This window comes from Planctomycetia bacterium, from assembly GCA_016795155.1.
GTDB lineage: Bacteria > Planctomycetota > Planctomycetia > Gemmatales > HRBIN36 > JAEUIE01.
This window is the reverse complement of record JAEUIE010000059.1, coordinates 21886-35169: the sequence shown is the minus strand read 5'-3', so window position 1 is coordinate 35169 and position 13284 is coordinate 21886. Positions and strand designations below refer to the sequence as shown.

The 13284-nt window shown below is 52.3% G+C and carries 12 protein-coding genes; 11 read left to right on the top strand and 1 reads right to left on the bottom strand.

Annotated elements, in window-relative coordinates; translation table 11 throughout:
* The first annotated feature begins 28 nt into the window (after positions 1-28).
* The 8 genes from JNJ77_20705 to JNJ77_20670 all read left to right on the top strand — a co-directional run bounded on the left by JNJ77_20705 (position 29) and on the right by JNJ77_20670 (position 10378).
* Positions 29-853: a dienelactone hydrolase family protein gene (locus JNJ77_20705; protein ID MBL8825021.1), complete on the top strand. Its 825-nt coding sequence runs from the start codon at positions 29-31 to the stop codon at positions 851-853.
* A gap of 89 nt (positions 854-942) precedes the next feature.
* Positions 943-1992, top strand: a complete 1050-nt coding sequence (locus JNJ77_20700) for an endonuclease/exonuclease/phosphatase family protein (GenBank protein ID MBL8825020.1) — start codon at positions 943-945, stop codon at positions 1990-1992.
* Positions 1993-2219: 227 nt separating this feature from the next.
* A complete protein-coding gene (locus JNJ77_20695; GenBank protein MBL8825019.1) occupies positions 2220-3185 on the top strand; it encodes a MoxR family ATPase in 966 nt (321 codons plus the stop codon).
* A gap of 59 nt (positions 3186-3244) precedes the next feature.
* Positions 3245-4144 carry a DUF58 domain-containing protein gene (locus JNJ77_20690; protein ID MBL8825018.1) on the top strand — a complete coding sequence of 300 codons (900 nt, stop codon included), beginning with the start codon at positions 3245-3247 and terminating at the stop codon, positions 4142-4144.
* Positions 4145-4305: 161 nt separating this feature from the next.
* Positions 4306-4761, top strand: coding sequence for an IS200/IS605 family transposase (gene tnpA / locus JNJ77_20685; GenBank protein MBL8825017.1), 456 nt, complete (start codon positions 4306-4308; stop codon positions 4759-4761).
* 163 nt (positions 4762-4924) lie between these two features.
* Positions 4925-7138: a BatA and WFA domain-containing protein gene (locus tag JNJ77_20680; protein ID MBL8825016.1), complete on the top strand. Its 2214-nt coding sequence runs from the start codon at positions 4925-4927 to the stop codon at positions 7136-7138.
* Positions 7135-9531 (top strand): hypothetical protein, encoded by a 2397-nt coding sequence (locus tag JNJ77_20675; protein ID MBL8825015.1) that lies wholly within the window; start codon positions 7135-7137, stop codon positions 9529-9531. Before JNJ77_20680 ends, JNJ77_20675 begins: the two co-directional genes overlap by 4 nt.
* Positions 9532-9670: 139 nt before the next feature.
* The gene (locus JNJ77_20670) at positions 9671-10378 is read left to right on the top strand and encodes a DNA alkylation repair protein (GenBank protein MBL8825014.1); all 708 of its coding nucleotides are present in this window, start codon (positions 9671-9673) and stop codon (positions 10376-10378) included.
* Between the two features lie 271 nt (positions 10379-10649).
* On the opposite strand, the gene JNJ77_20665 is transcribed toward JNJ77_20670, so the two are convergent.
* A complete protein-coding gene (locus tag JNJ77_20665; protein MBL8825013.1) occupies positions 10650-10796 on the bottom strand; it encodes a hypothetical protein in 147 nt (48 codons plus the stop codon).
* A 432-nt stretch (positions 10797-11228) separates the two neighbouring features.
* Here JNJ77_20665 and JNJ77_20660 point away from each other — a divergent pair, with 432 nt between their 5' ends.
* From JNJ77_20660 to JNJ77_20650, 3 genes are all read left to right on the top strand, one after another.
* Positions 11229-11900: a nitroreductase family protein gene (locus JNJ77_20660; protein ID MBL8825012.1), complete on the top strand. Its 672-nt coding sequence runs from the start codon at positions 11229-11231 to the stop codon at positions 11898-11900.
* Between the two features lie 202 nt (positions 11901-12102).
* Positions 12103-12393, top strand: coding sequence for a hypothetical protein (locus JNJ77_20655; protein MBL8825011.1), 291 nt, complete (start codon positions 12103-12105; stop codon positions 12391-12393).
* Positions 12394-12496: 103 nt separating this feature from the next.
* The gene (locus JNJ77_20650; GenBank protein ID MBL8825010.1) at positions 12497-13279 is read left to right on the top strand and encodes a hypothetical protein; all 783 of its coding nucleotides are present in this window, start codon (positions 12497-12499) and stop codon (positions 13277-13279) included.
* Positions 13280-13284 lie beyond the last annotated feature (5 nt).

The window sequence follows — 13284 nt, the reverse complement described above, 5'->3', positions numbered from 1 at the left end:
TATTCACCTTTGGAAAGGAACGGTTTCTATGCGTTCTCTCATCGCTGGATTTTTGATTTGTGGCTGGGCAATAGCCCTCCATGCTCAGGATTGGGCCAAACCTAGGCTCGAAAACTCTCCTAGGCACCTCGAATGGGCTAAGGTTAATCATGGCGACCGCTCAGTCGATTGCTTTGTCGCATTTCCGGAATCCAAGAACAAGACCACTGTCGTTATCGTCATTCATGAAATCTTCGGCCTCAGCGACTGGGTCCGCAGCATGACTGATGAACTCGCAGAGCAAGGCTACATTGCCATCGCTCCCGATCTGCTCACCGGCATGGGGCCAGGCGGCATTGGCTCCAAGGAACTGGGCAACGACAAAGCACGTGGTGTGATTGGCTCCCTGAAACCCGATCAGATCACTGCTGATCTGAATGCCTGCGTCGAATATGCCCGCAAGCTCGATGCCTGCAATGGTAAGGTAGTAGTCTGCGGCTTCTGTTGGGGCGGCTCTCAGACATTCCGCTTTGCCAACAACACCAGGCATAAGGTTGATGCCTTCTTCCCGTTCTATGGCGGTGGACCAACCACGGTTGACGGTGTGGCCAATGCCAAGGGGCCTATCTATGGCTTCTTCGCAGGCAACGATGCCCGTGTGAACTCTACACTCGATAAGGCCAGCGAACTTTATAAAGCAAAGAACCTCACCTTTGAATATGTCACCTACGAAGAAGGTGGTCACGGCTTCATGCGTGCAGGTGAAGACCCCACACCTGCCAAAGATGACAAGCGCAAAGCAGCTCAGGAAGGCAACAAGAAAGCCCGTGCCGAAGCCTGGAAACGCTGGCTGGAGTTGCTGAAGAAGGTGTAAGATACTGTTGTAGCTATAGCTGTGCCACACTCCGGCGGTACTCCGTTGGGGTGTGGTTGCGAAATTCACACAACTCAGACAGTATCATCATGCTCAAATCCTCTCTCGCAATATCCTCACTCTTCCTGTTGTCCTGGCTACTCCTGGCACAGTCGCCGCCACAAAAGAAATCCGAGCCACCGCCGGCTGAGCGCAAGGGCGATCTTTCAGTCATGACCTGGAACCTCGGGTGGTTTTATGATTGGGACATCAACGACAACCAGTCGGAAACCGCCAAGATCAATTCAGCACCCAGCCGGGCCGAATGGGAATGGCGGCTGCATGCGACATCTGCTACTATTGCCAAGGTTAAGCCCACCGTTTTGTGTCTGCAGGAAATTGAAAACCGCAAAGTGCTCGATGCGCTTTGTGCAGAACTGAAGACACAACATCAATTGAATTACGAAGTCTGTTTTGCTCAAGGCCGGGACAGCTTCACCGAGCAGGATGTGGGCATCTTGGTATTGCGTGGCTTACGGCCACAATATCGTCGTGCACCGGAGCCTCGCATCCAGGAACAACGTCGCGATGAAAAGTCAATCACCAAGCAGATCATGCTGGAATTACCTTGGGGTGAAGGCGCATCTCTTCGACGTTTAACCATCATCAACGTTCACCTGATGGCTGGTGATGATGTCGGCAAGGAAATGGATCGCTGTGACCAGGCCCGTTTCATGAAACGTTGGATTCGTGATGAGCACAGGCGAGGCCACTATGTCATACTGGTGGGTGATATGAACACCGCCGAGATGCGCAGCAATAACCTGAAGGAACGGGCGATAGATGTGCTGACCGGAAAAGACACAGATGATAAAGACGATGATCTGGAAGATATGGTGCCGCAACTGCCGATACTGGATCGCATCACCTTTCCCGGGCGAGGTTCGACGCTCGATCACATTCTGATCAGCCCGAAATTGAAAACCGGACCGGGACTTGCTTATGATTCAATCCGCAACCGCAAGGATATCGTCATTCGCGGTGAACAGCCCGATTCCAGGCTTCGCGGCATGGACCGCCGATTCTGGAAAGTGCCTCAGGATGAACGGGATTTGAGCGATCACTATCCACTACAGGCCATTTTCAAAATGAAACCCTAATGGTTGATACTTAAAAAATTAGGAGATAAACATGCCTGTCGCTTGGTCTTGCGCTACTATACTGAGAAGATGCCCGCTGCAACGGTAGACGGGATATGGCAATCGTCTGGATTTTTACTCCTTGAAAGGAGTTCTTTGTGTCAACGGCACCTGCCTCACCACCACCATTATCACGTGATGAAACGCTGGCTAAGTTGCTGGATCAATTTGCACAAAGCCGCACCCAGATGGTGGATCAACTCAGGCGGGTGATTATCGGTCAGACGGATGTCATCGAGCAGATTTTCGCAGCCATCTTTACTCGCGGTCATTGCCTGCTGGTAGGTGTGCCCGGCCTAGCGAAAACCCTGATGGTCAGTGCTATCAGCCAGATACTTGATATCACTTTTAAACGCATTCAGTTTACTCCCGATCTGATGCCGAGCGACATCACCGGCACCAACGTGCTCGATGAAAACGAACAGGGTAGGCGAGAATTCCGTTTTGTGCAGGGGCCACTGTTCGCCAACATCATCCTGGCAGATGAAATCAACCGTACTCCACCGAAAACCCAAGCAGCTTTGCTGCAAGCCATGCAGGAACGGACGATCACCGTTGGCCAGAATACTTATCCGCTGCCTGAACCCTTCTTCGTCATCGCAACGCAAAATCCGATTGAGCAGGAAGGAACCTATCCGCTGCCTGAAGCTCAATTAGATCGCTTCATGTTCAACATCAAAGTCGATTACCCAACGATCGATGAAGAAAAGAAAATTCTGGCAACCACCACCAAGCGTGAGGTGCCCGAACTCTCCAAGGTGCTCAGCGGCAAAGCTATCAACAATCTGCAGAAGCTGGTGCTGAGCGTTCCCGTGGGGGAATATGTGATTGATTATGCCGCCCGACTGGTACGTGCCACCCGCCCCAAGTCGGCTGAAGCCCCGGGGTTCATCAAGCAGATGGTTGACTGGGGCGCTGGTCCGCGTGCCGGGCAGTACCTCATCAGCGGCGCCCAGGCGATGGCTGCGATGGATGGTCGTTTCAGTGTGGCGATCGATGACATCAAGAAGGTTGCTGTGCCTGTGCTGCGGCACCGCATCGGCATTAACTTCCAGGCTCAGGCTGAGGGCAAAGCTCCTGATGACCTGGTCGAGATGCTGCTCAAATCTGTTCCCGAACCCGAGGTGCCCAAGTTCACCAAGATGAAGAAGTAAGTTGATTTCAAGTAAAGCTGTCAGCTGTTAGCTGTCAGCCGATAGCTGAAAGCTCTCTGATGGCTACTGCCGAAAAATATCTCCGTCCCGAAGTGATCAGGCAAGTCGCCCGACTGGACTTGCGGGCCAAGTTTATTGTGGAAGGCTTTCTAACCGGCTTGCACGCCAGTCCTTACCAGGGTTTCAGTGTCGAATTTTCTGAACACCGCAAATATGTTCCCGGCGACGATCCCAAGGAAATCGATTGGAACGTCTTCGCCAAGACTGACAAGTATTACATCAAGAAGTTTCGTGCGGAAACCAACCTGAGTGGCTACCTGGTGATGGATTTGTCTGCTTCGATGAACTACACCTTTCGGCAGGAGCTGACCAAGTTTGAATACTCCATCAGCCTGGCAGCAGCTCTGGGCTACCTGATGATTCATCAGCAGGATCCTGTCGGTCTGGTCACCTTTGATACCGTGATTCGTACATTTCTTCCGCCCAAAAGCCGACGTTCACAATTGGGCACGATTTTAGGCGTGTTGGCAGGGCTGAAACCAACAGGTACCACAGATTTAGCTGCAAGCCTGCATCAACTCGCCTCCATGATTCGCACCAAGAGCCTGGTGATTCTCTTCACCGATCTGTTGCGTAGCGATCCGGTAAAAGTGATGCACAGCCTGCATCACCTTCGTCATCGGGGCAATGAAGTGATTCTGTTCCATGTGATGGACGAAGCGGAAGTGAAATTTCCCTTTAAGGATCTGATCATCTTCGAAGAGCCGGAATCGATGGAGAAAGAAACCTACGATGCGGACGGCATTCGGGGCGAATACCTCAAAGAACTGGATCGCTTTCGTGATCAGTACAAAAGCGATTGCTTCAAAGCAAACATCGACTACGTGCCTGTCGATACCAGCATGGGTTTCGACAAGGCATTAACGGAGTATTTGATAAATCGACAAAGACGATTTTGAGTGAAGCCCCCTCTCCCCTCTGGGGAGAGGGTTAGGGGGATGAAGAACCAGGGTTGACGGTTTTGTATTTATGCCCCAACGGGGCGTGACAGCTTAGCCCAGGGCAACGCCCTGGGTGAAGACAGAAAAGGAACAGAAGCCCCAACGGGGCGAGACAACAGATGCCTCAATCGCTTTCACAAGTCTTGTTGCACATTATCTTCAGCACGAAGCACCGTGCTGCCAGGCTGCAAGATGTGGAATTGCGAAAGCGATTGCATGCATACATGGCAACCATTCTCAACGACAATGATTCGCCAACTCTGATTATCAATGGGACCGAAAACCACATTCATATTCTATGCATGCTTTCGAGAAAATGGTCGGTTGCACAATTGATTCAGGAAGTGAAGACGGAACCATCTAAATGGCTTAAGCAGCAAAGGCCAGATTATTTCGACTTTCACTGGCAAAATGGCTATGGTGCGTTTTCTGTCAGTTCATCAATGAAGGATACTGTCTATCGGTACATCGAAAACCAGGAAGAACACCACCGAGCCATGTCTTACGAGGACGAGTTTCGAACCATTTGCAGTAAACATGGTATAAGTTGGGATGAGCGATATGTTTGGGATTAGGCTGATATCTCGCCCCGTTGGGGCTGGATTGGAATATGAACTACTTAACCCAGGGCGTTGCCCTGGGCTGAATTGTCATGCCCCGTTGGGGCAGGTTTTCAGCATTCACTTCAATCAGAGAAAAAGCTGTCAGTCACTGAGTCTTGCGGAATCAGAATAACTCATGCACATCGCTTTCCTATCCCCCTGGGTTTTGCTTGGTACTCTGCTGGTTGCAGTGCCGATCATCATCCATCTGGTGATGCGCAAGAAGCCGAAACTGCTCCAGTTCCCTGCACTTGAACTCCTTCAGAACAAACGCAAAACCAATCTGCGAAAACTGCGTCTACGCCACTGGCTTCTGCTGGCCCTTCGCATGGCCCTTGTTCTGTTGGCGGCACTGGCTCTGGCTCGGCCGCTCGCCACCAATCTTCCTGGTGCGCTGGCCGTCGGCAACCCGCTTGGCGTCGTGATCGTCTTCGATACCAGTGCCAGCATGGATTACAAAATCGAAGGGAAATCACGTCTCGATCAAGCTCGCGAACAGGCCCTCAGCTATGTGCAGAGCCTGCCTGGTGGAAGTGAAGTAGCCATCTTTGATACAGCAGACAGCACCACAGGCCGGTTTGTCACACCGGGGGAAGCTGTCAAGCTGATTGAAAACCGAAAGATCGCAGTGCGCAATCGTCCTGTCACCGCTGCCATGGAAGATGCCTTGCGATTGCTGGAGCGTAGTGCCCCGAATCTGCCTTTGCTGTTGTGCGTTTTTTCGGATCGTTCCAATGCATCATGGGATGCCAACGTGGTGGGTACCACACTGTTGCCTTTGAAACAGGGCATCGAAGCGAAGCTGAACCGCACGCTCAACGTCGTCTACAACGATCTGGGTGCTACAGAACCGCGTAACCTCTGCATCACCGGCCTGGCGGTTCGCCCTTCATCAGTTTCTACAGCCACCAATATGGAAGACTTGCGGTTCGGTGTACCAGCCCGAGAACTGCTCAATATCGTTGCTACCATTCAGACCACGAATCTGGCGGTGAACAATGAAGTATCCCTCTACCTGGATAACAAGCCTGAACCAGTCAGCAAAAAGAACATCACGTTTACCGGTGGTGAGAATAAGCTGGAAACCAAAGCAGTCACGTTCGACCCCATCGAAGTGAAAGACAATCTGGTACAGGGCAGGGTGGTGCTCTCCAGTCCAGATGCACTGGATGCCGATAACACCCGCTACTTCACTCTGATTGCTCCCACCCGGCGTGTGCTCATCCTCGCAGATGATCCTTCCCAGGCTTACGACTGGAAGCTGGCGCTGGAAAGCCTGCGTATCCTTCCCATGACTAGCGATATCAAGAAACCAACTGAATGTCCCGCAGGCCTCAGCCCGGATGATTACCAGGCAGTCTGTCTCTTCAGCGTTGCCAATCCATCACAGCAACTGTGGGAAATACTGCAGCGCTATGTTCAAGTGGGCGGCGGACTGGTCATTGTTCCAGGCCCGGGGCTTAATCAGAAAGCCTACAACACTCCGCTGGCATTGGAACTCATGCCCGGCAAACCAGGCGAACTGAAAACTCTTCCTCCGCCAGGTGCTTCGCTGGAGGTAGGCAACTACGATCATCCGGCACTCAGCAATTTCAAACGCTGGCAACGCGATATCTCCCCCTTCAAAGTAACTCGTTACTGGGATCTGGAAACAGTGGCCGGCGTTACCAATGTCATTGCTCCGTTGCAGGAAGCTACTCTGCCAACTCTCTGGGCCGAACGTATCTTCGACCGCAACAAGGTAGCAGGACGCGTGGTCTGGCTCGGTACTGCCATGTACTCACTCCTGAACGATCCCAACTGGAAAGACTGGAATAATTTCCAGGCGGGGTGGCTTTATGTCGGGCTGGCACATACCTGCGTCAGCCACGTAATCGGTGCACGGGAGCAGCTTTGCAACTTTAAACTGGGTGAAGAAGTTCGATTCCTTCTCCCTCGCAACAGCAAGGTGCAGGAATATGTCCTCAAAGGCCCCGTCTCCGGCTCGGGAAAAATCCAGCCTGGCATGCAAGCACTGACTCTGCCTGAAGCCAACCGGCCTGGAAATTATCTCGTTTCTGATCCGACAGGTGGCCTCTGGTCGCGCAGTTTCAGTGTCAACATGCAGCCTGCAGAAACACAACTGGTACAGAACCGGCCTGCCAGTGAAGAATTGGAACGCTTCTTCGGCAAGGATGGCGTCGCTGCCCTCGGTGAAGAGAAAGACTTGAGTACGCTAGTCAAAGATGCACTCGGTCTTTCACCGCAAAGTGAACTGCTTCCCTATCTCATGTTGCTGCTGCTCTTGCTGCTGGCAGGGGAAAATTACCTGGCGAATCGTTTCTACCAACCCGAGCAGGTGTCACCATGATGCCTACGCTCCCCGATTGGTTGCCGACGCTGGAACCCGTGCTGCCACTTACCCTGGTGCTCGCAGTAGCAGTGGTCATCGTTCTGCTTACCGTTTGGACCTACAACGGCAGCAATGCCAAAACCCGCAGGCTCCGCTACTCACTTATCGGTCTGCGATTGCTGGCACTGCTGGTAGCTGCATTCATCATGCTCAGGCCAGTCTGGATTTATAAGGAACAATTGCGTCGTCCGGGCAAGGTCATCGTACTGCTCGATTCCTCTCGTAGCATGCAGGTCAAGGATGGCGAGCCGGAGGGCAACTCCCGCTGGCTCAATGCACTCAAGGAATGGACCGATCTCAAAGGTACGCTCGAGACCTGGGAAAAAGATTATCAGCTCAGAGTGTTGCCCCTGACGTTTGATTCCATTGTGAAGGAATTGACGCCTGAAACCAAGCCGGATGGTGGCAACACTGGCCTGCTTGCTGCCATCGAGCAGGCACTGGAAAAGAACAAGGCTGTCGATCTGGGGCAGGGAGAGCAACTGCTTGGCATCGTCGTTTTGACGGATGGTCGCGATAACCTGGGTCGGCCGACCGTTGATTCACTCATTGCCCGGCTGGAATCATCCCGCTGTCCATTGCACAGCATCGCGTTGGGGCGACCAGGCGCCAGCGATTCATTGTTCGACATTGCTGCACTGAATATCTTTGCCAACAAAACCGCCCGTGTGAAAGACCGTTTCATCGTCCGTGGCGAAATCCAGGCCAACCGCGCCGCCAATCAGGACCTCGAAGTCTATCTGCTCATCGATGGCAAAGTTGCCACTGTGGCGGAAGGCGACCGCATTGGTCAGCCTGTCATGGTGCAGATGAAACCACGCAAGCCCAGCGAAGTGATGCGGGTTGAATTCCCTGCCTGCCGCCTGCCCGATACCCCCGGCGATTACCGCTTTTCTATCTTCGTGAAACCCATTGCTGGCGAAGCCAGCGAATCGAACAACGAACTTTCCACCTATGTGACGCTGAACAAAGACGGTCTCTCGGTGCTCTACATCGATAAAGACAGAGCATGGGAACCCAAGTTCTTGAAACGCGCTCTCAAGGGGGATGATCGCATCAGCTTGATACCCACCGTGGCAGGCACAGGCACGATGGAATGGAAACGGGATGTTCTCAATGCGGTCAAAACGCAGAATTACGATGTATTCATTCTGGGTGATGTTCCAGCTTCCCGTTTTGAAGGAGTTTCGAGTGATGGTGCAGGCATTCTCGACCTGATGGCCAAGGCTGTCACCGAACGCGGAGCCGGGCTCCTGATGATTGGCGGCATGGATAGCTATGCTGATGGTGGCTGGGACAAAACTCCTCTGGCAAATCTGTTGCCGGTGCAGATGAATCAGCGCGGGCAACTGGAAGGCGCGGTAGGTAACCAGCGTGAAATCAAGTTCAGGGTTGCTGAAAACCCGCTGTTCCAGTTTCCCATTCGACTCGATAGCGACCCGACTCGCAATCGTGAATGGTGGAACAAGCTGCCGCCACTCGATGGTGGTTCCAAGGTTGGTTCACTCAAATCGGGAGCAGTTCTGCTGGCAGAATCGGATCGTAAAGAAGTGCTGCTAGCTGTGCAGGAAGTAGGCAAAGGGCGCACTGCAGCATTGGCAGTTGATACCACCTGGCGCTGGGTGCGCCCCGGTCCACCGCGTGGCGGATTGCAACAGGCTCAACCACCTGCAGGCGAATTGCCACTCTCCGAATCGACTGAAGCGCATCTCCGTTTCTGGCGGCAGCTCATCCTGTGGCTCGCCCGGCAGGAAACCACGGGGCAGGGGCTGTCTCTGGAACTCGCTTCCCGGCGTGTGCTCGCGGGCAAGGAGATGTCTTTCACACTGCAGGCACGTGAAGTAACCCCTGGCAGTTCCAAAGATGCCATCAAGCCTATCGAGGGTGCTGATTATTTCGTCCGTGTCATCAAGCCTAATAAGGAAGAAGAGTCCATCACGGTAGCTCCGCTAGGCGATGCGGATGCCAAGTCGCGCGGCATTTTCTGGAAGACCGATGAGCCTGGCGAATACACCGTCATCGCCACGGCACGGGCCAACGGCAAGGAAGTCGGTACCGCACAGGCACGTTTCATGTCCACCCGCGACGACAGTGAAACTCTGAATCAAGCTGCCAACCATACCTTGCTGGAACAGATATCGACATCCACCCAGGGCACCTTCCGCCTGCACGGTGGCTTACGCGATGTCATCGAACACATGGCAAACGACCCTGCGAATATGGACGAGAAACGCATCCGCTTCCCCGACTGGCAGGAACCCGACACCAGCCGCCAGGGTATCCTCTTCATGCTCTTCGCGATATGCATCTTCCTCGAATGGATCCTCCGCCGCTGGTGGGGTATGGTCTAATCCGTGGGACACGTTTTCAACGTGTCATGGTGGATAATGCGTTGAGCGATTGCAAAGGCCTGTCACGATACAATCATGACCCACGTTTCTCCATAATATTAAACCAGATATAACCCCACGACAAAATGGATATTCCGCCATGACTGCTGTAGAAATTGTCGAGCAACTCCGGCCACTGGGAAGTGATGCCTACAAGAAGATCATGATGCGGCATGGCATGCAGGAGCCCTACTTCGGAGTGAAAATCGAAGAACTGAAAAAGTATCAGAAGAAGATCAAGAAAGATTACCAGCTTGCCCTGGATCTGTTCGACACAGGCATTGGTGATGCCATGTACCTGGCAGGCCTCATTGCTGATGAACAGAAGATGACGAAGAAAGATCTGCAACGTTGGGTGACACATTCCAAGAACCCCATGATTGGTGAATACACCGTCCCCTGGGTTGCTGCAGAAGGCAATCACGGCTGGGAACTGGCGCTCCAGTGGATCGACTCCAAGAAAGAAGATATCGCCACCTCAGGTTGGGCAACTCTCAGCGGCCTGGCAGCTGTGAAACCTGATGAAGAACTCGATCTGAAGGAATTCAAAAAACTCGTGCAGCGGGTTGAACGCACCATTAATAAACAACCTGATCGCGTTCGCTACGTCATGAACGGATTCATCATCGCAGTAGGCAGCTACATCAAGGAATTGTCGGACTTCGCCAAGGAGACTGCCAGAAAAATCGGTGAAGTCTATGTCGATATGGGCGACACTTCCTGCAAAGTTCCCTTTGCCCCAGAGTACATTGAGAAAGCCATCAAGCGTGGTACGCTGAATAAGAAACGCAAAACGATCAGGTGTTGAGAGATAACTGTGCATAAAAATGAGCCACCAGTCAGGCAAGCTGGTGGCGAGTGATTGCGTTTTCATTTCGCATGGGTTGCTACTTCTTCTCCACTTTGCTCCATCCTGCAAGATGTGTGTTGGTCTCGGCAAATTTATCCAGTGTGGCTTTCAGATCCAGATTCTTGTTCTTCAATTGGAATGAGCACAAACGGGTAGAGGTATCGGTCTGTATGTCGCTAACGCCTTCTACCTTGGTCAGGTCGCTTCGAACCGAAGCGGCACAGCCACCTCATGTCATGCCTGGAAGGTTCAGAACTACCAGTTCTATTCCCTCACCCAACGTAGTGGAGACGGCGCCTTTTTGAACCGAACCACTCGATCCGCTGCAGCCGATCAATGCGACTGCACAACATCCGGCAATGAACAATCGATACATGACAAGTTCCTCACGAAAATGAATATCAAAAGCCACACTACTGGTTGTTCGTCACGAATCGCCGGTCAGGTTCAGGGATATCAATGTCTGGAACCATCGGAAAATTGAAAATGCTTTCAAACTTGTACACTTGTATTTACTATACAAATGTATAAATTTAATAGAGTTGATGGACACGCTATCCTGATTCTGATGACAGCCGATTTTTCAGTTACATTTAGTTGCCATGTGACAGGCTGGTGCGCGCGCGGGGTGCTGCAGTAGGCCAATAGTGGGTCAGGACTCCAATCCAGACATGTTCCTGTGCACGATGGTTGAAGCTATGAAAATGTCAAGCAGAGCGATCCATCGATGAAAACCCCTTAAAAACAGGCGCGCGCACGAGGTGCTGCAGGTGGCCGATTTCCTGAAATGTATGAATTGAGGTGATAAATGAAACCGCCTGTGACAATTCCTTTGGCATACCATCCGTCTTTTTCTGATGCGGAAATGCTACAGCGTGCTGAACTCTTTTATCAACAAATGAATCAACGGCGTACGGTCAGGCACTTCAGCAATCGGCCAGTAGATCAGGCAGTTATTGAAGCGGCAATCCGATCAGCTGGAACCTCACCCAGCGGGGCCAATCTGCAGCCCTGGCATTTTGTGGCCATCAGTAATCGCGATATCAAGCGAACCATTCGCCTGGCTGCTGAGGAAGAGGAACGGGAATTCTATGCTCACCGGGCGCCACCAGAATGGCTGGCTGCTTTGGAGCCACTCGGTACCGATAGCAATAAACCATTTCTGGAAGACGCACCCTGGCTGATTGCATGCATGGTGCAACCCTATGGCTTCAAGGAAGATGGATCGCAACTCAAGCATTATTATGCAGTAGAATCTACTGGTATCGCGGTGGGTATGCTGATCACCTGTCTGCATCAGGCCGGGTTGGCAACTTTAACGCATACACCCAGCCCCATGAAGTTCCTGAATGCGATTTTGAATCGACCTGCCTTCGAACGTCCGTTTCTGCTCCTGGTGGTGGGGCATCCTGTTTTAGATGCACAGGTTCCAGACATTCATCGAAAGTCATTGAACCAGATTGCAACAATATTGAAATGATGAAATCGTTGCATAATTGCTTTTTCAGTGTTAAATAATCGGTAATTGTGCCAATGTTCATTCGATACAATCGTTAAAAACTTCGCATCTTTCCTCGTTCACTAGCCATTCGCAGTTTATCAGATATCCTGCCCAACTCTGCGGGAGCAGTCCCTGTTGGCCCCGTTTGATTAACACCTTGTTGAACAGGTTGGAGTATGTCATGAAATCTTGGAAAGTTTTTGCACTCGCTTTGGCAGTGGCAGGTATGCTGACAGTCGATGCCGATGCAGGTGGCCGCCGAGGCCGTCGTGTTCGTGGCTGCAGCGATGGAAGCTGCACGACCAACAACACCTGTGGCACCGCCAGCAACTGCAGCACTGGAAGCTGCGGCCAGGTTGTCGAAAGCAAGCCAGCCACCAAGGTGGAAGGCAATACTACCACCACCACGACCCCGGTAACCACCGGCACAGTGATCTACTCCGGCACCTGCCGAGGCGGCCGCTGCCGATAAGTTGTTCATCCAGAAACGAGACAGCCCATGTGGTTGTCTCGTTTTCTCTTGGGGCTTCAGCTTCATACAACAAACCATCTAACCCGTTGTCAGGAGCCTGGTCATGTGGTCTGTAGTATGTCTGCTGTTGTGTGCAATGCCTCAAACGGATGGCAAGCTGGTGGTCAGCAAAGTCAGGCCAACACTGGTTGACCTGGGGCCGATTCGATCCGATGCCAGCTACCTGCCAGGCGATGTCATGCACGTCACATTCGATGTTGCAGGTTTCAAGCTTGATGAAGAAGGACGCTATCGATTTTCGGCCAAGCTGATGGTGGAAGATAGTACCGGAAAACTGATTGGCTCGGAAGATTATGGCATGAGCCCAGCCAGGCTGGGAGTGATGGCTGGTGGTTCGAGCCGATTTGCATTTCGCCTGGCAATTCCTCTTGATCAACCAGCCGGCAATTACAAAGCCAAGCTAGTATTGGGCGACATGATTGCCAAGACTAACGTAACTGTTGAACAGGCCTATAAAGTTCTTCCAGCCGGGTTTGGCCTGATTCGATTACAGACTGGCCGCGGGCCGCTCGGGCAAAGTGAAACGCCCTGCACAGGCTGTGTGGGAGAAGTGATGTCCATGTCGCTGAATGCAGTTGGTCTCAGCAAAGGTAAGGACGGCAACGGTTCGCTCGAAATAACTCTCGAAGTTCAGGATAGCCAGGGCAAAACACTGGGTAAGCCGCAAACCAGCGCCTTCACGGATGTCAGCACCAATGAACCGCTCCAACTCCGTTTTGACTTACCCCTGGATAAGGCTGGAAAGTATCAAGTTGTCTTCAAGGCAGTGGACAAGCATAATGCACGTACAGCAAGCCTGACAGTACCAGTTGCCGTTACTGAATAACCATT